General features: G+C 65.8%; 13 protein-coding genes. 4 read left to right on the plus strand and 9 right to left on the minus strand.

Annotated features, from left to right (window positions below; all coding sequences use genetic code 11):
* Nucleotides 1-38: 38 nt before the first annotated feature.
* Nucleotides 39-1,004, plus strand: a complete 966-nt coding sequence (thiL, locus tag QP457_RS03300; protein ID WP_180166739.1) for a thiamine-phosphate kinase — start codon at nucleotides 39-41, stop codon at nucleotides 1,002-1,004.
* A gap of 10 nt (nucleotides 1,005-1,014) precedes the next feature.
* On the opposite strand, the gene QP457_RS03305 is transcribed toward thiL, so the two are convergent.
* The 3 genes from QP457_RS03305 to QP457_RS03315 all read right to left on the minus strand — a co-directional run bounded on the left by QP457_RS03305 (nucleotide 1,015) and on the right by QP457_RS03315 (nucleotide 5,403).
* Nucleotides 1,015-4,008, minus strand: a complete 2,994-nt coding sequence (locus QP457_RS03305; RefSeq protein WP_205406036.1) for an ATP-binding protein — start codon at nucleotides 4,006-4,008, stop codon at nucleotides 1,015-1,017.
* Between the two features lie 99 nt (nucleotides 4,009-4,107).
* Nucleotides 4,108-4,830, minus strand: coding sequence for a fimbria/pilus periplasmic chaperone (locus QP457_RS03310; protein WP_100551547.1), 723 nt, complete (start codon nucleotides 4,828-4,830; stop codon nucleotides 4,108-4,110).
* A gap of 60 nt (nucleotides 4,831-4,890) precedes the next feature.
* The gene (locus QP457_RS03315) at nucleotides 4,891-5,403 is read right to left on the minus strand and encodes a fimbrial protein (protein ID WP_205406037.1); all 513 of its coding nucleotides are present in this window, start codon (nucleotides 5,401-5,403) and stop codon (nucleotides 4,891-4,893) included.
* 325 nt (nucleotides 5,404-5,728) lie between these two features.
* Here QP457_RS03315 and QP457_RS03320 point away from each other — a divergent pair, with 325 nt between their 5' ends.
* From QP457_RS03320 to QP457_RS03330, 3 genes are read left to right on the plus strand one after another with little or no spacing between them, the layout of a single operon-like run.
* Nucleotides 5,729-6,583, plus strand: coding sequence for a fimbrial protein (locus QP457_RS03320; RefSeq protein WP_240196672.1), 855 nt, complete (start codon nucleotides 5,729-5,731; stop codon nucleotides 6,581-6,583).
* A complete protein-coding gene (locus QP457_RS03325) occupies nucleotides 6,580-9,096 on the plus strand; it encodes a fimbria/pilus outer membrane usher protein (protein WP_205406038.1) in 2,517 nt (838 codons plus the stop codon). The genes QP457_RS03320 and QP457_RS03325 overlap by 4 nt, the downstream gene beginning before the upstream one ends.
* A 38-nt stretch (nucleotides 9,097-9,134) precedes the next feature.
* Nucleotides 9,135-9,644: a fimbrial protein gene (locus QP457_RS03330; protein WP_240196673.1), complete on the plus strand. Its 510-nt coding sequence runs from the start codon at nucleotides 9,135-9,137 to the stop codon at nucleotides 9,642-9,644.
* A gap of 95 nt (nucleotides 9,645-9,739) precedes the next feature.
* On the opposite strand, the gene QP457_RS03335 is transcribed toward QP457_RS03330, so the two are convergent.
* The 6 genes from QP457_RS03335 to QP457_RS03360 all read right to left on the minus strand — a co-directional run bounded on the left by QP457_RS03335 (nucleotide 9,740) and on the right by QP457_RS03360 (nucleotide 20,815).
* Nucleotides 9,740-10,150: a hypothetical protein gene (locus QP457_RS03335; RefSeq protein WP_205406039.1), complete on the minus strand. Its 411-nt coding sequence runs from the start codon at nucleotides 10,148-10,150 to the stop codon at nucleotides 9,740-9,742.
* 529 nt (nucleotides 10,151-10,679) lie between these two features.
* A complete protein-coding gene (locus QP457_RS03340; protein ID WP_240196674.1) occupies nucleotides 10,680-13,079 on the minus strand; it encodes an autotransporter outer membrane beta-barrel domain-containing protein in 2,400 nt (799 codons plus the stop codon).
* Nucleotides 13,080-13,538: 459 nt separating this feature from the next.
* The gene (locus QP457_RS03345) at nucleotides 13,539-15,956 is read right to left on the minus strand and encodes an autotransporter outer membrane beta-barrel domain-containing protein (RefSeq protein WP_205406040.1); all 2,418 of its coding nucleotides are present in this window, start codon (nucleotides 15,954-15,956) and stop codon (nucleotides 13,539-13,541) included.
* Nucleotides 15,957-16,033: 77 nt separating this feature from the next.
* Nucleotides 16,034-18,415 (minus strand): autotransporter outer membrane beta-barrel domain-containing protein, encoded by a 2,382-nt coding sequence (locus QP457_RS03350; RefSeq protein ID WP_286041156.1) that lies wholly within the window; start codon nucleotides 18,413-18,415, stop codon nucleotides 16,034-16,036.
* 400 nt (nucleotides 18,416-18,815) lie between these two features.
* Nucleotides 18,816-20,201 (minus strand): FAD-linked oxidase C-terminal domain-containing protein, encoded by a 1,386-nt coding sequence (locus QP457_RS03355; protein WP_205406042.1) that lies wholly within the window; start codon nucleotides 20,199-20,201, stop codon nucleotides 18,816-18,818.
* Nucleotides 20,198-20,815 (minus strand): metal-dependent hydrolase, encoded by a 618-nt coding sequence (locus tag QP457_RS03360; RefSeq protein WP_205406043.1) that lies wholly within the window; start codon nucleotides 20,813-20,815, stop codon nucleotides 20,198-20,200. The genes QP457_RS03355 and QP457_RS03360 overlap by 4 nt, the downstream gene beginning before the upstream one ends.
* Nucleotides 20,816-20,852: the final 37 nt, after the last annotated feature.

The following is a 20,852-nucleotide window of genomic DNA, read 5'->3' on the forward strand; positions in this document are numbered from 1 at the left end:
CGAGCATGGCTCGGCTCTACAAGAAAGCAGAACGCCCCATGTCCCTGGCCGAATTCACCCTCATCGACCGCATCCGCGCCCGCACCGTCGAGCGTGACGACATCGTGCTCGGCATCGGTGACGACGCTGCACTGCTGCAGCCGCGCCCGAACGAACAGCTGGTGGTCACCGCCGACACGCTCAACAGCGGCGTGCATTTCCCGGCCGAAACCCCGGCGTTCGACATCGGCTGGAAGACGCTGGCCGTCAACCTGTCCGACCTCGCTGCGATGGGCGCGCGCCCGGCGTGGTGCACGCTGGCGCTGTCACTGCCCGAGGCCAGCGAAGACTGGATCGAGGCGTTTGCCGATGGTTTCTTCGCATTGGCCGACCAGCACGACATCGCGCTGATTGGTGGGGACACCACGCGTGGCCCGCTGTCGCTGTCGGTCACCGCGATGGGGCAGGTGTCACGCGGCCAGGCACTGCGTCGTGATCGCGCACAGATTGGCGATGACATCTGGGTCAGCGGCACCCTCGGCGACGCTGCCGGTGCGCTGCGCCTGTGGCAGCAGGGCGCATTGAACGTGACCGCCGCCACGCTCCTGGCCGACTACGAAACCCTGCGCCTGCGCCTGCTGCGTCCCACCCCGCGCGTCACTCTCGGCCTGCGCCTGCGTGCATTCGCGCATGCCGCCGTGGATATCTCCGATGGGCTGCTGGCCGACCTTGGCCACATCGCGGCACGCAGCGGCGTGCGCGCCGAAGTCGATGCCGATGCGTTGCCGATGTCAGCGGCGCTGCGCGAACTGCTGGGCCGCGATGCTGCCCGTGAGTGCGCGCTGCACGGCGGCGACGATTACGAACTGTGCTTCACCGCCGCCGCCGACCAGCGCGACGCGCTGCACTTCGTTGCCGAATCGCTGGATCTGCCGATCACCCGCATCGGCCGCATCATGGAAGGGCAGGGCGTGCATACCGAAGGCCACGACGGCCCGAGCGGGTACGAGCACTTCGCCGGCTGAGCGCACCACGTCATGCCCGCTGCCGCGCGGCAACCTGGCGTTCGATGCTCGCCGCAATCAACGCGACAGCCTCAATGACTGTCGCCTTTGACGCCGCATCTGTCACACCCGTGCTGCGCAGGGCCTGCTCGGCCTGTTGGCAGCTGCGCGCCGCCTGGGTCTCTCCCAGGAATGCCAGCGCGCCGGCAAAGCTGTGCAGTAGATCGATCATGGCCGGTGCATCGGCACTGTCCAGCGCTTGGCTCAACAACGTGTAATCACGATGCGCGGTCTGCAGGAACGCCTCGCGCATCTGCCGCTGAATCGCCTCGCTTACCACGGGGGATAACCGTGGCCGGGCCGAGCGATCGAGGTCGAATCCATGCAGCGCGGCCTCCAGCGAGGGCAGGTCGAGTGGCTTCAGCAGCAGGGTGGACATGCCTGCTTCGCGTACGCGTTGCGCATCCTCGGGCATCGCGTTGGCGGTGAGCGCCACGATGGAGAGGGAGGGATCGTCCGCACGCAGCTTCCGGGCCAGCCCGTATCCGTCCAGGCCCGGCATGTTCAGATCGGTCAGCACGATATCGAACCGACCCTCGCACCAGCGCTGCCAGGCCTCATCGCCGTCGGCCGCGAGGGTGACCTGCCAACCGAGTGCGTGCAGCTGCCCCAGCGTCACGTCACGACTGATCACGCTGTCATCCACCAGCAATGCGTGACCGCGCGAGGCATGCATGCGCTCGACAGGCGCCGGCTGTGGCGGTGCGTCTGCCACGGTCGTGGTCCGGTGTGCCGGAATGTCCACGTGGAAAACGCTGCTGGTGCCCGGGGTGCTGCGCAGGCCGATGGTGCCGCCCAGCAGTTCGCTGAAACGCTGGCACAAGGCCAACCCAAGGCCGCTGCCGCCGTGCTGCCGTGCCGAGCCGGCACCAACCTGCACGAACGGCTTGAACAGGTTGGCCTGCGCCTCGGCATCGATGCCCGGGCCCGTATCGCGGACCTCCACGTGCAGCCATTCCGTGCCATCAGGCCGCACCGAGGCATCAACGCTGACCGCCACCATTCCCGATGCCGTGAACTTCACCGCATTGCCAACCAGATTGTTGATCACCTGCGCCAAGCGGCCTGCGTCGGCCACGTAGGCCGGTCCCAGCGTATCGCCCGTGTGCAGCTCCAGGCGCAGGCCCTTCGCGCTGGCCTGTGGTTCGAACAGTGTCGCAGTCTGCTGCAGCAGCGTACGCGGATCGAATGGCGCCGGCTCCAGCGTCATCAGCCCGGCTTCGATGCGGGAAAGGTCCAGGGTGTCGTTCACCAGCCCTTGCAGCACATCAGCGGCGCTGCGCGCACGCGTGACATGCGCGTGCGACGCCGGTGGCATGGTCTGGCGCGCAAGCAGTTCAAGATGGCCGAGCACGCCGCTCAAGGGGGTGCGTATTTCGTGGCTGATCATCGCCACGAAGGCGGTCTTGGCCTGGTCCGCAGCCTCGGCATCGTGCTGGGCCTGTTCGGCATGCCGGCGTGCATCCAGCAGGCGCTGCTGGGTTTCCTTCTGTGCGGTCACATCGGTTACCGCGCAGACCCAGATCGCCCGCCGCTGGTAGCGCGAGGCGGCCACGATGGACTGCAGGTAGCGCGGGGAGCCTTGCTCATCCGAGGAGGGCGCCTCGAACAGCTGCCCGTGTACCTGGCCGTCAACGCGTTGCACCAGGCGGCCGACCAGCACTTCCATCAGGTTGCCAGCGGTGTCGCCGATCAACTGCTCAAGCGCCTGGTTGTGCAGGATCAACTGCCCGCGCTGCTGGTCGAGCAGGCACAGGCCCACCGGCGAGGTTTCGATCAGCGTGCGGCTCAGCGCTTCACTTTCATGCACCCGTGCGGCTTCCTCCAGTGCCGGCCGCAGCACGCGCCGGTCCACCAGCAGCAACAGCGTCCACAGCGCGGCCAGCAACGCTGCCAGGGCCAGCCCACCGCCGAGCAGATAGATCCGCTGCGCCGCCCAGATGTCGCTCCAGCGGTAGAGCCGCAGCAGCGTCCAGTCGATGCCATGCAATGGCGTGGATACCACGAAGGTACGGCCGTCAGGCAGTGCCAGCATCGTAGGCCGGGGCGATGGCACGGCGTGCAGCGCAGGCTCGGAAATCGCAGCGTCCACCGCGCTGCGCAGAACATCGTTCTGCTGGCGGTCCAGCACCACCCAGGTGCCCGGGCTGGCTTCCTCCAGCCGCTCGCGCAGGCCTTGAAGAGATTCAAACGTCAGCCGGTTGATGAAGGGGGTGCCGTTGCTGCGCAGGCGCATCTGGGTGACCAGCGCATCCTCGCCGGTGAAAGGATTGCGGCCGAAGTAGGCGCGCAGCCGGCCGCTGGCCAGTTGAAGCTCGGAGTCCGCACCCGCCGACTGCCAGCCCGCATCGGCGGTCTGGGCCAGCGCGGCCAGCGCCTGTTCACGGCTCTGTACCTTCATGAGCTGCAGCAGCTGCGCTTCATCATGCAGCCCGGCGATTGCAAACAGCCGCCCTTCCGGTTCGAAGGCGAAGGAGATCAAGGAGGTGGGCGAATCCTGCGCCGCTACGGTGGCGGCCATGTACGCCGAATAGGTCTGCACCATGCCCAGGTACGCCGCCTCCACCTGGGGCGGAAGACGGCCGTCGCGCGGGGACAGCGCCAGCCAGGGGACGGACAGGGCGCCCGGTGCCATGACGCCTGCGGCGCCCTCCTGTGCCGAAAAGCGCTCACTGATAGACATGCCTCCGGCCACCAGCGCGGGCTGCTGGGTGGCCCACAACGTGGCGTTGGTGTTCAAGCTGGCCACGTAGGCCCGCCTGCGCTCACCGATGTAGCGATCCACCGTCTGCTGACCGCGTCGTAGTGCTTCGCGCTCGTTGATATGCACGGTTTCCAGGCGCAGCCACAGCGCCGCGCAGCCGGCAGCCAGCAGCAGCACGGTCAGGATGGCGCCGCCGCCGAACAGCAGCCGGCGCTGCAATCGCTGCAGGGTGGCAAGCACGGAGCCCGAGGGTGACGCCATGGTGCGAACCTGCGACGTGCGGGTGTGGACTACAGCCTGCCGCGCTGGCCGCCCTCAATGCAAGCAGTCGCCGATGCAGCGCGTAAGCGCAGTTTGCGCCTACCGTCCAACGCGCGCTTCGGCTTCGCGCGGCGTGCCGTAATCATCCAGCCACTTGAATGCCACCGTCGCTGGCATCGTGGCACCCTCCGGCAGCGCATAACGCACCTGTGCCCCCGGCGCGATCATGTCCACCTCCACGCTGCTTCCATCGGCCAGCGTCAACGTGCTCAACGTCACGTGGTACGCGCTCGGGTTGCGTACCTGCAGGGTATCGCCATCGGCAGACCACTGCAGCGTGGCTGCTGCGTCGCGCGCATTGCCCGGCAGTCCGGCGGGGCGATGGAACAGCTTCACCCGCGTACGCACCGCGAACTGCAGCAGGTTCTTGCCGCTGGCATCGCTGGGCTTGGGCGGAATGTCCAGCAGATTGAAATAGAACACCGATTCGCGATCGGTCGGCAGCGGCGCCTCCGATGGGCGCGGTGCGTAGGTGACGCGATATGCCTGGCCCTGCTTCGGCTGCAGCAGGCGTGGCTCGGCCGGTGTCAGCCTGAACGGAGTGCGCACGTTCTCCGGGCGCGACTGGCTGTCGCCGTCGTCGATCCACACCTGCGTCATCGCCGGCAACTCGCCCACGTTGCTGGCCTTGACCGTCACGTCGCGGCCCTTGCTGGCGTCGTGCACGATGCGCGTGCCCTGCAGTGTCACCGCAGCCGATGCCGGCGGCGCCACCGACACGGCCAGCAGCGCGCATATCCATGCCTCGGCGCGTAGTTTCATGGTCAACCTCATTCAAGGGTGCAGGCCAGCACAGCGTGGCGCTGGCCTGCCGGAAGTGGATTACTTGTAGAGCACTACGAAGTCGCCCGAGGCATTGGCGGTGCCTGCCTGCGCGTTCTGCGCCGGTGAGGCGTACCACGCGCTGTAGTCCAGCTGGCCGCTGCCACCGGCGGCGATGGTCACCCACACCGCCGGGTCCTCACCGATCTTCTGCTGGTTGCCCGCAGCGTCGTACAGGGCCACGCCAACATTGGCTGCAGAGGACGCTGCCGTCAGTGCCAGGTTGCCGGTGCTGCCATCGGGCGTACCGCCGAAGCGCACACCCACATCCTGCGATGCGCCGGAACCGGAGCAATCCAGAGCGATGGTGAAGTTCTTCTGGCCGGCACGGGCGCTGGCGTTTACCGAGGCCAGATCGACCTTGCCCATCGGCACGGTGATGGTGCCGCCGGTGGAGCCCACCGAACAGGTGGAGGTCATCAGTTCGCCGGTGATTTCCAGCGTTTCGGCAGACACCGACGGCGCGACGACGGCGAGGGCCGAAAGCGACAGGAGGCGGAGTGAAAGTGGCATGACAGTTCTCGGTTGTGGAATGAGGACACGCAGTGGCCGCCCACGGCAGCCAGTGGGGCCAGTTTCGATGCGCGCCTCCGCCTGCGGTATGCAAGAAGTTGTAAAAGCGCGTTGACGTTCGCGAACTGCAATTAATCCGATAGGAAGTGGCAGTGCCGCTGCCTAGACTGCGCGGCCTCGATTGGTTGTCGAAGGACTTGAATTGGTACTCCGCCGAAACTACTGGCGCGCGCTGTCATGGCGATTGCTGCTGTTGGCACCGGCAGCGCTGTTGCTGGCATCTCCGGCTGTCGCCTGCCAGCGACTGGTCCTCGGTGATCAAACCTTGGACGACAACATTTCGATGCCCAATCTGGACCTGCCAGACCGTTACTACCGTGGCACGGGGGGCTACCTGACCGATGCGTACGAGTGCCCGGCGGGAACGGCCGAGTTCGTGGTGGATGTATCTCTGGCAGGCCTGACCTATGTGCGCGACATCGTCTATGACGGCATGGTATGGGCAGCCTACGGATTCAGCGATCGCTCGCCGTTGATTGGCATGGTGTACCAGCTGACTGGCAGCTCAAACCAACCATTGCACCCTGGGCAGCGCATCACCCTTGATGCTTCCGTTACGAGCAACGGCAAGAAGAATGCTGGTGTGATCATCCGGTACTTCTTTCGGGGGGGCGCCATGGAAAGCGTGCCCTACAGGCATCTCGGCACAGTCGAAGCCTGGCCGGTGAGTGATCCCAGTCAACGCCTGCTTTCGCCCATCGCGCTGGGTTTTACCGTTCCCCCCGTCACCTGCACACTTGCCAACGCCTCCCACAGTCTCGACGACGTTCTCGCCAACGAACTCGCCGCCAGCGGCAGCAACGCGAAGGAATCGAGCTTCGACGTTGCGATGAACTGCCCGATGGACAACATCGACGTGCAGCTGTCGCTGGCCGACGCGAATGATCCAGGCAGCAGCAACGGCCAGCTTGCACCCGCCCCCGGTGCCACCGCTGGCGGCGTGCAGGTGCAGCTGTTGCGCGGTGGCCAGCCGGTGCAGTTCGGCCAGGCGTGGTCGCACGGCTGGTCCAGCAAGGGCCAGCAGGCCATTCCGTTCAGTGCACGCTATCTGCGTACACCCGATCCGCTGGTGCCCGGCGACGTCAAAGGCGAGGCGGTGCTGACCGCTGACTACCGATGATGGCCGTTGGCCATGCCCGAGCCGCCACGCGATCGCTCTGCGCTGCCATCGGTGCCGTGTTGTCGACGGGGCTGGCGTTCGATGCCGCCGCTGCGCCGGTCGAGTTCAGCGAAGGCTTCCTGATTGGCGGCGAAGCCATCGACATGGCGCGCTATGCCAACGGCAATCCGTTGCCGGCTGGCGATTACGCGGTGGACGTGCACGTGAACGGCGAGTACCTGCGCAGCCAGGACATCCGTTTCGTCATCGAAGACGATCCGCAGATTGCGGTGCCATGCTTGACACCGGCGCTGGTGCGCGGGCTGCCGTTGAAGCCCGCGTTCCTGGAGGCTCTGCCGGCCGAAGAAAACCGCTGTGTGGATCTGCCAGCGCTGGTGGGGGGCGCCAGTACCACCTTCGACAGCGGCGAACTGCAGTTGTCCCTCAGCATTCCCCAAGCGGCGCAGGCCATCGCCGCGCGTGGCTTCGTGGCGCCGGAACTGCGCGACGACGGCATCACCGCCGCTTTCATCGACTACAGCGCCAACCACTACCGCAGCCAAGGCAACGACAGCAGCTACCTCGGCCTTCAAGGGGGCCTGAACCTGGGCGCATGGCGCCTGCGCCACCGCGCGTCGTTCACCCATGGCAGCCAGGGTACCCGTCACCAGGTCATCAGCAGCCACCTGCAGCGCGACATTCCACGCTGGAACAGCCAGCTGCTGCTGGGCCAGGGCAACACCGGTGGCGAGCTGTTCGAAAGCGTGCCGTTCACCGGCGTGCGCGTGGCCAGCGACGAGCGCATGCTGCCCGACTCACTGCGCGGTTATGCACCGGTGGTGCAGGGCATTGCCGAAGGCAATGCGGTGGTCACCATCCGCCAGAACGGCAGCATCATCCACGAAAGCAATGTGGCGCCGGGCCCGTTCACCATCGAGGATCTGTATCCCACCAACTTCGGCGGTGACCTGGACGTCAGCGTCACCGAAGCCGATGGCCGCGTGCAGCGCTTCAGTGTCAATTTCTCCGCCGTGCCGCAGGCGTTGCGTGCCGGGTCGTCGCGCTTTGCGGTCACTGCCGGCGAGCTGCGCGACACCGGCAACACGCTGCAGGCGCTGCGCTTCACCGAAGGTACCTACGCGCGCGGCGTGAACAACCGACTTACCGTGCTGGGTGGCGCGCAGCTGGGCGAGGACTATCGCGCGCTGCTCTCCGGTGCCGCCGTCAACACGGCCATCGGTGCGTTCGGTGCCGATATCACCCATTCGCGCGCCCGCCTGCGCGGCAGCGAAGCCGTCACCGGCAACAGCTTCCGCGTGAATTACCAACGTTACGTGGCGCGCACCGGTACCAACTTCGGCCTGGCCGCGTATCGCTACAGTACGCGCGGCTTCCTCAGCCTCAACGATGTGGCACGCGCGCAGAGCGACGACTGGGGTTACGGCCAGCGGGCCCGCCAGCGCTACCAGGTGAACTTCTCGCAGAAGGTGGGGCAGCGCAGCAACCTGTATCTCAGCGGCGGCCACGTGGCGTACTGGGACAGTGCCCGGCGCCGCAACGATTTTCAGGTGGGCTTCCAGAGCACGCTGGGGCGGGTCAACTATGGTGTGTCCGCGCTGCGCTTCCGCTTGGGCGATGGACGCCAGGACACCCGCTACTCATTCACTCTCAGCGTGCCGCTGGGCCGCAGTGCCAACGCACCGCGTGCCAGCACCCAGCTCAGCCAGGCCGACACCGGGCGGCAGTCGCAGTTGGGCATCAGTGGCAGCCTGGGCGAGTCACGTGCACTCAGCTACAGCCTGTCCGGCGCGCAGGGCAGTGGACAGAACAGCCACAGTGCGTATGCCGCGTGGCAGGGCAGCCGTGGCAACCTCAACGCCGGCTACAGCCGCAGCGGCGACTACCGCAGCCTGTCGCTGGGTGCGTCGGGCAGCGTGGTGTTGCACAGCGGCGGTCTGAACCTGGGCGCTCCCGTGGGCGAGGGCTTCGCGCTGGTGCAGGCGCCGGGTGCGCAGGGCGCACGCATCGGCAGCAGTACCGACCTGCGTGTGGCGCGCAATGGCTACGCGCTGCTGCCGCACATCAGCCCCTATCGCTGGAACATCATCGACCTGGACCCGTCCGGCCTACCGATCGAGGTGGAGCTGCTGCAGACATCACAGCGTGTGGCGCCCACCGCCGGTGGCATCGTGCGTGTGCCGTTCCAAGTGCGTCGCGAACGCACGCTGTTCATCGACGCCACCGATGCCTTGGGCCAGCCGCTGCCGTTTGCGGCGGTGGTGCAGACCGAAGACGGCGCGCCGGCCGGTGTGGTGGGGCAGGGCGGGGTGATCCAGCTGCGCGGTGCACAGGACAGTGGCGCGTTGATCGTCGACCCCGATGGCAAGCGACGCTGCCGCATCGACTACCGCATGCCCGATGCGCCGGATGCCTACGGGCTGTCGTGGAGCCAGGCGGTGTGCGTACCGCAGCCGTTGCCGCCGGAGAGCCTGCAGGCGGGCACGCCGGAGCAGGAAGAGGGCGCCGCCCCATGAGTTTCGTCTTTACTTTCATCGTTCACAGGAGTTCAACCATGTCCCATTCCCTTCTTCAGTTGATCGCAGTGCCGATGCTGTGCCTGATCGCGTCGGCCGCAGGTGCGCAGGCCACCCTCACCATCAGCGGCCGCGTGCTGCCGGGCACCTGCACGCTTGCAGCCCCGGCGATCGCGCTGGACCCGGTGAAGGCCGATGAGATGACGCCAGGTGCCGCCAACAGCGTGAAGGCAGGTGCGTTGAACTTTACCGGCTGCGTGGGCGTCAGCCGCGCGCGCCTGTCGTTCGATGGCACGGCCGCCGACGGCGACCCGGAGCGCTGGAAGAACACTGCCGCCGCCACGCCAGCAACGGGCGTGACGGTCGCGCTGCTGGCTGGCGCGAGCGGCAACAATTACCTGAAGAAGGGCGACGCCGATATTCCGGTGGCTGTCTCTGGTGCGACGGCCTCTTATCCGCTGCGGGCGGGCTACTTCATCCCCAACACCAGCGGCATCAACGCCGGCAACATCTCCACCGAGATCGTGGTGACTGCCGCCTACGATTGAAAGCCGGTACGGCCCTGTAGCGCCGAGCCCACGCTCGGCTGCTCTTCGGTCAGGTTCCGGGCAAGCTCGGCATGGGCTCGGCTCTACAGAAGCCGCTAAGCCGCGTGCAGCTGCACATCCACATACTCGGCCAACCCCCGGCACGCCAGCAGCAACCCCTCGCGCGCGTCATCGTCCACCTGCTGGCTGATATCGCCATCCACGCGCACGCGCTCGGTGGCGTGCAGCAGTTCAAGTAGAAATGTCAGCCCGGCATTGGCGCGGTCGATGCGCGCCAGTGCCAGCCGCTGCCCTGGCGTGCGGCCTTTGCCTGGCCACGGCTGCCCATCGGCGGCGTCGCCCTGGCGGATGTGCTGCAGGCAGTGCAGCAGCGAGATGGTGCCGGGCGCTTCGCCTTCCTGCAGTGCGGCGAAGGTGCTTTCCAGCGTGCGCGCCAGATCGTCAGGCAGGCGCGTGGCGGCCTCGCCCAGAGTGGCGAACAGGTGGGGATAGTGTGATGTGGTCATGGCGGCGTCCTTGTGTGCGAAGCAAGGGGCCACCCCGCTTAACAGCGAGGGTGGCGGACGGTGCGTGGTTCCAATACCGGTGATTAGTGTCGCCAAATGCCGGCGGGCACGAGGCCCCCACGCACCGCCCGCCGAAGACTCGCGGACAGAATGCCTGCCGACGCCACCCAGGCACGAGGGAAGGCGGTGACGCCGGCAGGTAAGCGTAAACGACACTAATCAAACGGGATTGGAAGCCCGTGCCACCTGTTGTCGGTGGCATCTACATCTTGCGCACGTAGGTGCCGCTGTACCAATGAGAAAAGTTTCAAATTCAAGTTTGTTGCAATCTGCATGCGCGCGGAAGATCGTCATGCAGAGTGAGGCGAATGCGTCAGCATTCGCGCAGCGTCCTTGTAGAGCCGAGCCATGCTCGGCTTACCGCGCGAAGCGCGGCGCTTTTCGCAATCTGATAGGACAGTAGCCGAGCATGGCTCGGCTCTACAGAAAGCGGAACGGCGCCGGAGATGTCGGCGCCGTTCTATTCCCATTACCAGCTGTACGCCACCGACAGGTTGGCAGTCGCCTCGCGATACCCACTGTCACCACGCATCACACCAAACCCGCCCCATGCACTGAAACCGGAACGGAATTCCACACGCGCACCTGCGCTCAGTTCATAGCGGTTGCGCGGAATGCCGGCCTTCAGCACTTCATCATCGAAGGCGATGCCATTACCCGCGCCATCGCGGTACCAGTTGGCCGCCAGATAAGGGCTGACCGAGGCACCCGCTGCCGAGCGGGATTCACCCTGCAGGCGCAGGCCGGCACGGCCGGACAGGCCGCTGTTGCCCTGCGCACGCACCACGGTGCCGTTGGCTTCGGTATGCACGTCGGTCTTGGCGTCGGTGTAAATCAGCTGCAGTTCCGGCTGCAGGCTCAACGCGGTGTTGCCGATCTGGCCGATGTCGAAGCGGTAGCCCGCCTCCAGCGACGACTGCCAGATGTCCGAGTCATAGCGCTCCTCGGCCAGGCCATCGCCCTGCACGCGGTTGCGGAACTGGCCGCGCTGCACGCTGGCATCCACGTACATCCCATCGTTGGCCCAGTTGCCATACACGCCCAGCGCGCCACCTTCCACCTTGCCGCGTGCACTGAAGCCGGTCACGTCCGAACGCGAAGTCGCGCTGCTGCGTGCGGCGGTGCCCATCACGCCGACGCGGCCACGGCCGTCATCGAACACGCCGATGTCCGCACCCAGCTGCAGGCGCGAGCGGTCCACACGCAGGTCGAGCTGGTCATCTACTGCACCCAGCTTGCTCTGGGTGGCGTCAACACGGGCCCAACCACGGATGCCCTCCGCCGCAGCGGCGCCGCCCTGGCGGTCGCGGTAGCTGTGGCGCAGCATCTGGTCCAGCGCGAACTGGTTGGCCAGATACGCGCCGGTTTCCGGGCGTAGCACCGGGATCGGGTTGATCGGGTCAATGGGGTCAACCGGATCAATGATCGGCTTGCACTGCGGCAGCGACGGGTCAGCCAGGCACGGGTCCGGCGTGGTTGCCAGCTCCGAGCGCAGGTACCAGTTGCCGTTGGCATCCTTCACCAGGAAGTACTCGTACTGACCGCCCACAGCGCGGCCGACCAGATCGAACTGCGCGTTGGAGGCGCCGCCGATATCGATCAGCTCGATGCCGCGATCGGTCTTGGCACCGGCACCGCCGGCATTGAGCACGCGCACGTTGGCTTGGCCGTTGGCATCACCGGCGATGACCAGCTTGTCGGTCAGCGAAGTGTCGTCGCCCAGCTGGGTGTTGAACAGCAGGGTACCGCCGTTGCCAGTGAACTCGTCCAGGCTGAGCGTGTTGAAGCTGCTGCCATTGCCCAGCGCCACGGTGCCGCCGGCGCCCAGAGTGAGGTGGCTGACGCTGCTGTCGCCGGTCATCAGCCAGGTGGCATCGCTGTCGATGCTGGCAGTGGTGACGTTGATGAAGCGACCGTCGATCTGCGCCTTGTTGCGCAGGAAGACGTCCAGGCTGCCATCAACCGTTGCGGCATCGAAGCTGACATTGCCGATCAGGCGCGTGTCATCCACGTTGAAGCGCACATGGCTGGCTCCCGGCGTGCTGCTACCGGTAAGCGAGTCCACCTGCAGCAGGTTGCCATTCCCCCCGATCAACCGTGCACCGTTTGCCACGGTGATCTCGAAGTCGGCAGCCTCGTCGGCGCCCACGCGGATCGCCGCGCCGCGCCCGGAGCGAATAGTGGAACCGTCAATACCCAGACGTAGCGTGTCGGGCGTATGGATCGAGCCGTACATCAACACCCCCACGTTGTCGGCGTCGATTTCCGAGCCATTGACGATGTCTACCCGGCCGTTTTCCATGCGCACGCCCAGACCACTGGACATATCGCTACCGCTTGTCGTGTCCTCCACGCGCACATGGGTGGAATCCAGAATGGACCAGGCGCCGGGCAAGGGAATGCCGCCGGGGGTGCTGCCCAGCGTCAGGCCGATGCTGAGTGGATTGCCTGGCAACAGGCCGTCGGCAGCGGTGACAAGAATGCGGCTGCCGATCAGGTGCGCCGACGACGAACCCTGCACCAGGATGCCGCCGCCTCGGATCGTACTGAACTCTGATTCGAAGCGTGCCGTCCCGTCCAGTTCCACTGCACGCTGGTGGGAGCCGCTGCGGTTGATGGTGGCATTCCATATGGTCACGCGTGAATCAACGGCACGGATGTTGTTGGTCTGGCCACCCGTCACGTTCAATATCGCGTCGTTGCGCAGCGTCCATTCCTCAATCGGGTCGCCGTCGTTGACCGTTCCCACGGTACCGTCCAGATCACCGGCCCAGGCGCCGGCCAGCGGCAGCATGCAGAGTGCGAGGACGATTCCACGCGCCAGCGGGCGTTGATGAGGATGAGCAGTGCGGGTGCGATAACGGTTCATGGTCTTGTCCTTTCTGGGAAAGAGTCGACACAGGGGTCGTTCAGTCTGCGGTTCACGTATTTGGCCTTTTCGACTTGCTCCTGTGAAGCGGTTTTGATGAGCTGAACTCGCCGGTTTGTGTCTTGATCGGCACGAATTCTGGGCCTACTTCCCCTTTGATCCCATGCAATTTGTTGCAAAGTAGGAAGGCGGGTTGATTCAGGTCGGATGCCGTTCACTGCCGTGATTTCGAGTGCAAGTGAGCGCACGCGTTGCATTCCATACGTCGTCATCGTCGATGGCGATGATCAGAAGCCAGCGGCCGGTGAGTACCCCACCAACCGCATCGGTAGCCCGCGGCCATGCCCGGCGCCTCGTTGTAGAGCCGAGCCATGCTAGGCACACGCACATTACACGGGCTTAATCGTGATCTGACCGGAGAGCAGCCGAGCATGGCTCGGCTCTACAAGGGCTACCGTCTTACCAGCGGTACGCCACAGACAGATTGCCGGTCGCTTCGCGGTAACCATGGTCACCGCGCATCACACCGAATCCACCCCATGCGCTCAGGCCCGAACGGAATTCCAACCGAGCGCCCGCGCTCAGTTCATAACGGTTGCGCGGAATGCCGGCCTTCAGCACTTCATCATCGAAGGCGATGCCGTTGCTGGCACCATCGCGGTACCAGTTTGCCGCCAGATACGGGCTGACCGAGGCGCCCGCTGCCGAGTGGCCTTCGCCCTGCAGGCGCAGGCCCATGCGCCCAGACAAGCCGCTGTCGCCCTGCGAGCGCACTACCGTGCCGTTGGTCTCGGTGTGCACATCGATGTTGGCATCGGTATAGACCAGCTGCAGTTCCGGCTGCAGGCTCAGCGCGGTGCTGCCGATCGCACCGATGCCGATGCGATAACCGGCCTCCAGCGACGACTGCCACAGATCCGAGTCGTAACGCTCTTCGGCCAAGCCTTCGCCCTGTACACGGTTGCGGAACTGGCCGCGCTGTACGCTGGCATCCACATACACCGCATCGCTGTTCCAGTTGCCGTACACGCCCAGCGCGCCGCCTTCCACCTTGCCGCGTGCGCTGTAACCGGTCAGCTGCGAACGCGAAGTGGCGCTGGACTGCGCGACGGTACCCATCACGCCCACACGGCCGCGGCCGTTGTCGAACAAGCCGACATCCGCACCCAACTGCAGGCGCGAGCGGTCCACGCGCAGGTCCAGCTGCTCTTCCACTGCCGACAGCTTGCTCTGCGTGCCGTCCACGCGCGCCCAGCCGCGCACGCCATCGTTGGCCGTGCCGCCCTGGCGGTCACGCCAGCCATGACGCAGCAGCTGGTCCATGGCGAACTGGTTGGCCAGGTAGGCGCCCGCCTCCGGGCGTAGCACCGGGGTAGGTGGTTCGATCGGGTCAATCGGGTCTACCGGATCTACCGGATCGACGATCGGCTTGCACTGCGGCAGGGTCGGGTCGGCCAGGCACGGGTCCGGCGTGGTCGCCAGTTCCGAGCGCAAGTACCAACCGCCGTTGGTCGCATCCTTGAACAGGAAGTACTCGTACTGGCCGCCGACTGCGCGGCCCTGCAGATCGAACTGCGCATTGGACGCACCGCCGACGCGGATCAGCTCGATGCCCTTGTCGGTCTTCGCACCGGCGCCGCCGGCGTTGAGTACGCGCACGTTGGCCTGGCCGTTGGCATCACCGGCGATGACGAGCTTGTCGGTAGCCGAGCTGTCGCCACCCAGTACGGTGTTGAAGCCCAGCGTGCCGCCGTTGCCGGTGAAGGTATCCACGCTGAGGGTATTGAAGCTGCTGCCATCACCCAGCGCCACGGTACCGGTGCTGTCCAGAGTGAGATGGCCGACGTTGCTGTCGCCGGTCATCAGCCAGGTGCTGTCAGTCCCGATGTCTGCCGAAGTGACGTTGATGAAACGGCCATCGATCTGGGCATTGTTGCGCAGGAACACGTCCAAGGTGCCTCGCCCTGCGCTGTTGCTGTCGCGATCGATGTTTCCAGACAGGCGCGCGTTGTCCACGGTGAAGCGGATGTTGCCCACAACAGCGGCGAACGGATCAAACGACGCTACTCGCAGCAGGTTGCCGTCGCCTCCATGAAGCTGTGATCCATTTGAAACGTGGATGTCGAAGTTTGGGTTGCCAACAAGCGCTGCGATCCGGATGGCAGCACCGGTTCTTCCAATCACAGTGGAATCATCGATGGCCAGGCTGCTCCGCACTGTACTTCCACCGCTGTACAGCAGCGCGCCGATATCTGCGGCATCAATGTAGGAGCCGTTGCGGATGAAGAGCTGCCCCTGAGCTTGTCGGGTTCCTATGCCGGTGTACCCCGGCTGCTGGAACTCTACCTGCTCGACCTGGACACGGGTTGAATCAAGGACTACCTGAGCACCCGAGGTGGTGCCGGGAAGGTCATCCAGATCCACGCCGATGGACGACCAGTTCCACGGGTCCAGGCCTGCTTGCTGGGTGACGTCTATCCGGCTGCCTACCAGCTCGGCCGAGGCCGTGCCGCTGACCTGCAGCCCATTGCCCAGAATCGAGGTCTGATGGGCGACGAGCGAAGACGTATCTTCCAGCAGGATGGCGTAGTCCAGCCAGAAAGACGAATCACGTACAGTCGCGCCCGAGAGCCGGATGGAAGAGCCGCCGGACGCCTGGATGTTCAAGGTTTCCGCGTCGGTGACCTGGAGCTGCGAGCCCAGTCGCAGTTGCCAGGCTTCTGCAGGCTGTCCTGGGACGACCTGCTCGGATTCACCCACAAGTTCGCGCGAGGTCGCGCTGCCCGCCACGCTGGTCAGGGCCAGGACCAGGCAGCCAGCCAAGCGTGCCGGCTGCGCCGGGTGCGGATGCCGTGCGCGGGGAGATAGGTTCTTCATTTGATCAGCTCTGAAGGAAGAAGCAGCCAGCGTTGGTCGGCCTCCTTGGCAAAGGAGGCCGGCCAGTTGCCTGTGGATTACCACCTGTAGGCAACACTCACGTTCGCAGTCGCTTCGCGGTAACCGTGATCACCGCGCATCACACCGAAGCCCCCCCAGGCACTCAGGCGCGAACGGAAGTCGACGCGCGCACCGGCGTTCAGCTCGTAGCGGTTGCGCGGCACGTTCGCCTTCAGCGCGTCATCGTCAAAGGCCATGCCGTTGCTGGCGCCATCGCGGTGCCAGTTGGCCACCACGTAGGGGCTGACCGAGGCACCGGCGGCACTGTGGCCTTCACCCTGCAGGCGCAGGCCCGCACGCCCAGAGAGACCGCTGTCGCCCAGGCTGCGCACCACGGTGCCGTTGGCCTCCCTATGGCGATCGATGTTGGCATCGGTGTAGACCAGCTGCAGTTCTGGCTGCAGGCTCAGCGCGGTGCTGCCGATCGCACCAATGCCGATGCGATAACCGGCTTCCAGCGACGACTGCCACAGATCCGAGTCATAACGCTCTTCGGACAGGCCCTCGCCCTGCACGCGGTTGCGGAACTGGCCGCGCTGCACGCTGGCGTCCACATACAGCGCATCGGAGTTCCAGTTGCCGTACACACCGAGTGCACCACCTTCCACCTTGCCGCGAGCGCTGTAGCCGGTCAGCTGCGAACGCGAAGTGGCGCTGGACTGCGCAACGGTACCCATCACGCCCACACGGCCGCGGCCGTTGTCGAACACGCCGACGTCCGCACCCAACTGCAGGCGCGAGCGGTCCACGCGCAGGTCCAGCTGGTCTTCCACAGCCGACAGCTTGCTCTGCGTGCCATCCACGCGGGCCCAGCCGCGCACGCCATCAACGGCGGAGGTGCTGCCGCCCTGTCGGTCGCGCCAGCCATGACGCAGCAGCTGGTCCATGGCGAACTGGTTGGCCAGGTAGGCACCCGCTTCCGGACGCAGCACCGGGATCGGAGTGATCGGATCGATCGGATCGATCGGGTCAATCGGATCGACGATCGGCTTGCACTGTGGCAGGGTCGGGTCGGCCAGGCACGGGTCCGGCGTGGTCGCCAGTTCCGAGCGCAAGTACCAGCCGCCGTTGGTGGCGTCCTTGAACAGGAAGTACTCGTACTGGCCGCCCACCGCGCGGCCGCTCAGGTCGAACTGCGCATTGGACGCACCGCCCACGTGGATCAGTTCGATGCCCTTGTCGGTCTTGGCGCCGGCGCCACCTGCGTTGAGCACACGGACGTTGGCCTGGCCGTTGGCATCACCGGCGATGACCAGCCTGTCGGTGGCTGAACTGTCGTCACCCAGTGCGGTGTTGAACGCCAGCGTGCCGCCGTTGCCGGTGAAGGTATCCACGCTGAGCGTGTTGAAGGTGCTGCCATCGCCCAGCGCTACGGTACCGGTGCTGCCCAGGGTGAGATGGCCGACATTGCTGTCGCCGGTCATCAGCCAGGCGCTGTCGGTGTCGATGGCGGCAGAGGTGACGTTGATGAAGCGGCCGTCGATCTGGGCGTTGTTGCGCAGGATTACGTCCAAGCTGCCGTTGGTGACAGACGTCGGGTCGAAAGTGACGTTGCCGATCAGGCGGGAATCATCCGCCGCGAAGTGCACATCGGTGCGGGCACTCGATACGCTGCCTTCGCGACCCACCAGCAGCAGATTGCCATCGCCGCCGGTCAAATGAGCATCGTTGGCCACGGTGATCTCGTAGGTGTTGTCAAACAATGGCATCACCTGGATCGCCGCGCCGCGGCCGGACTGGAGGGTAGAGTCGTTGACGTTCAGCCGCAGCAGTCCGTCGCCGTTGCGCTCACCCCACAGCATGGCGCCCACGTTGGCGGCCACTATCTGGGAGCGATTGACGATGTCCATCTGGCCGACCATCAGGCGTACACCGAGACCGCTGTTGTGGGGCCGACTGGGCGCGGCGAGATCGTCCACGTGGATGGAGGTGTTGTCGACCAAGGCATAAGGGGTGTCCCTCGTATTGGGATCGAGCCCCTGTGACAGGCCGACACCTACGGATTTTCCGGCCCCAGGCCGAAGTTCTGCGGCCGTCACGCGAATGACGCTGTTCTTGAGGGTAAGCGAGGTACTGCCGCCTCTCAGCTCCACTTCACCGTTGATCCTGGACGCATTGGCGTTGAGCGAGGATTGTTCCCACAATTGGATGGCGGCGGTCTGGTTGCCAGTGCGGGTTACCTGCGCATTGTCCAGAAGGACCTGCGAGGTGTCGTCTGCCTGGATCTGTTCGGTCTGGCCGCCGTTGACGCTCAGGCGGGAACCATTGATCAATCGCCAGGCCTCGCTCGCATCCCCTGCGACGACTTCGGCCGTCTGACCATCAAGATCGCCCGCCATCACAGTGGCTGCGGGCAGGGTTGCCAGCGCGACCAGCAGGCTGCGGAGGAGCGGGCGCACGGTGGGCCTGCAGGTTGAACGGGTATGGGGGGCGATCTGCATGGATGCATCCTTGTGTCAGGGAGGGAGACACGCGCCACCACATCGGGCCAAGCGTATTCAGGTCAGGAGCCGTATAGCCTCCGTTGCCGTGAAAATCCCGTGAGGATAGGGGCTTAAAGCGATAGCGCATGTCTCTGTTGGCCGCAGTGTCACGGCCAACGCGCAGCCATCCCATGCAAAAAGTTGCAAAGCGCACTGAACATGCGGCATCGCTTCAGCCACCGTGCAGGACTGCGACGCTGTGTCGCATGTGCTTTGCGGCGCGTTCTATTGCCGCGCCCTGTACAGACGTGCCAAGTCCGGCAGAGCGGAGGGCAGACCATGCTCCGCACCCACGCACACCTGCCACCCTGATGGGTCACACCGGCGGCAGCACTTTGCCGGGGTTGAGAATCCCGTCCGGGTCCATCGCATGCTTGATCGCGCGCATCGCAGCCAGCGTCGCCGGGGTGAATGCCTGCGCCATGAAATCGCGCTTGGCCAATCCAATCCCGTGTTCGCCGGACAACGTGCCGCCCAACGCCAGCGTCAGTTCGAAGATCTTCGGCAGCGCCGCATGTGCACGTGCGTTCTCGTCGGCGTCGTCCGGGTGGTAAAGGATGTTGACGTGCAGGTTGCCGTTGCCGGCATGGCCGAAGGTGACGATGGTCAGCGCGTACTCGCGCGCCAATGCCTGCACGCCAGATACGAGTTCCGGAATGCGCGACACCGGTACCACCACGTCTTCGTTGATCTTGCCCGGGGCGACGCTGCGCAGCGCGGGCGACAGCGCCTTGCGTGCAGCCCACAACTGATCGCGCGCGCGGCCTTCCATGGCCACGTCGAGTTCGATCATGCCGTCGCCCTCGGCGGCGGTGGCCAGCGCCTGCAGCAGGTAGGGCAGGGTGTCGTGGTCGCCGTCGGCTTCGACCAGCAGCATTGCACCGGCTTCCGGTACGTCTGCACCGTTGAGGCGCAGCAGCTGCAGGCTGCGTGCGTCCATGAATTCCAATCGCGTCGGAACCACAGGCTGCGACATCAGCCGCGACACTGCTGCGGCGGCGGCATCGGCATCGCGGTACAGCACGCGCAGGCCCGCCTGGCTGACCGGCAACGGGGTCAGCTTCAGCGTCGCTTCCACGATCAGCGCCAGCGTGCCTTCACTGCCCACCAGCAGATGGGTGAGGTCGTAGCCGGTGGCGTCCTTGGTGTAGGCGCCGCCGCAGCGGATCACCTCACCGGTGCCGGTCACCGCCACCAGGCCCAGTACGTTGTCGCGGCTGGTGCCGTACTTCACCGCGCGCGGGCCGCCGGCATTGCAGGCGAGGTTGCCGCCGATGCTGCAGATCTCCGCGCTGGAAGGATCGGGCGCCCAGAACAGGCCGTGCGGTGCCAGCGCCTGCTGCAGCGTTCCATTCAGTACGCCCGGTTGCACCACGGCACAGCGATCACCGGCGCGGATCCCGAGGATGCGGTCCATGCGGGTGAACGACAGCACGATGCTGCCGGGCAATGGCACCGCCGCACCGGTGGTGCCGGTGCCGGCGCCACGCGCAACCAGTGCCACGCCATGCGTGCGGCAGGCGCGCACCAGCGCCTGCACCTGTTCGATATCTGCCGGCAGTGCCACGGCAGCCGGGCGCTGGTGGCGCCACGAGTTGTCCTGCGCGTTCGCCTCCAGCGCGCCGTCATCCATGCGCCAGCCATCGGCCCCCAGCAGGGCGGACAGCTCGGCAACCAATGCAGCGGGCAAGGCAGTACTCATGACGGATCTCGTGGGGCAGCAGGGGCGGGTTGAATCAGTTTCCAGGCAACAACGGCGCCGGCCAGCGGCAGCCACACCCAACGCAGTTCCGACAGCAGCGTGGCCAGGCCGCGCGCACTGAAGAACTGCGGGGCAAACGGGGAAACGCGGATCGGGCGCCAGGGTGCGAAGAAGCGGTGGTCGTTCCAAGGCCAGGCCAGCGCGACGCCGAGACCGCCGGAGGTCATGGCGTCGAGCAATGGATGGCTGGCGGCGCACACGAAGACGAACGTCGCCGCTTGAACGGTAGATGCCAACCTTGGTTGGCACAAACCCGCCGACCAAGGTCGGCGACTACCGGAGCTGTGCGGTGCCGACCAAGGTCGGCCTCTACCAACGCCAAGCGCCAACGCCGCCAGCATGGCAAGCACGAGGGCAAACAACAACGAATGGCTGGCGCCGCGATGGCCGAACGCATCGGCATAGGGAATGTGCAGGGCGAAGGCCAATACATCGGCGTCGGGCAGCATTGCCGCGATCACCCCGGCTGCCAGCAGACGTGGCGGAATGCGGCCGCGATCAGCCGCGCACCACAGCGCCAGCGGCACGGCAGCGTGGGTGATGATCGATGGCATCAGTCACGCCCCATGGTAGTGCCGGCCAGGCTGCGCT

The organism is Stenotrophomonas sp. As-7 (genome assembly GCF_030291015.1).
GTDB lineage: Bacteria > Pseudomonadota > Gammaproteobacteria > Xanthomonadales > Xanthomonadaceae > Stenotrophomonas > Stenotrophomonas lactitubi.

Excerpts from the sequence above, each read along its gene's own strand:
- QP457_RS03340 (WP_240196674.1), bottom strand. The coding sequence starts at position 13,079 with ATGAACCGTTATCGCACCCGCACTGCTCATCCTCATCAACGCCCGCTG.
- QP457_RS03315 (WP_205406037.1), bottom strand. The coding sequence starts at position 5,403 with ATGCCACTTTCACTCCGCCTCCTGTCGCTTTCGGCCCTCGCCGTCGTC.
- QP457_RS03310 (WP_100551547.1), bottom strand. The coding sequence starts at position 4,830 with ATGAAACTACGCGCCGAGGCATGGATATGCGCGCTGCTGGCCGTGTCG.
- QP457_RS03330 (WP_240196673.1), top strand. The coding sequence starts at position 9,135 with ATGTCCCATTCCCTTCTTCAGTTGATCGCAGTGCCGATGCTGTGCCTG.
- QP457_RS03360 (WP_205406043.1), bottom strand. The coding sequence starts at position 20,815 with ATGCCATCGATCATCACCCACGCTGCCGTGCCGCTGGCGCTGTGGTGC.
- QP457_RS03345 (WP_205406040.1), bottom strand. The coding sequence starts at position 15,956 with ATGAAGAACCTATCTCCCCGCGCACGGCATCCGCACCCGGCGCAGCCG.
- QP457_RS03305 (WP_205406036.1), bottom strand. The coding sequence starts at position 4,008 with ATGGCGTCACCCTCGGGCTCCGTGCTTGCCACCCTGCAGCGATTGCAG.
- QP457_RS03325 (WP_205406038.1), top strand. The coding sequence starts at position 6,580 with ATGATGGCCGTTGGCCATGCCCGAGCCGCCACGCGATCGCTCTGCGCT.
- QP457_RS03355 (WP_205406042.1), bottom strand. The coding sequence starts at position 20,201 with ATGAGTACTGCCTTGCCCGCTGCATTGGTTGCCGAGCTGTCCGCCCTG.
- QP457_RS03335 (WP_205406039.1), bottom strand. The coding sequence starts at position 10,150 with ATGACCACATCACACTATCCCCACCTGTTCGCCACTCTGGGCGAGGCC.
- thiL (WP_180166739.1), top strand. The coding sequence starts at position 39 with ATGTCCCTGGCCGAATTCACCCTCATCGACCGCATCCGCGCCCGCACC.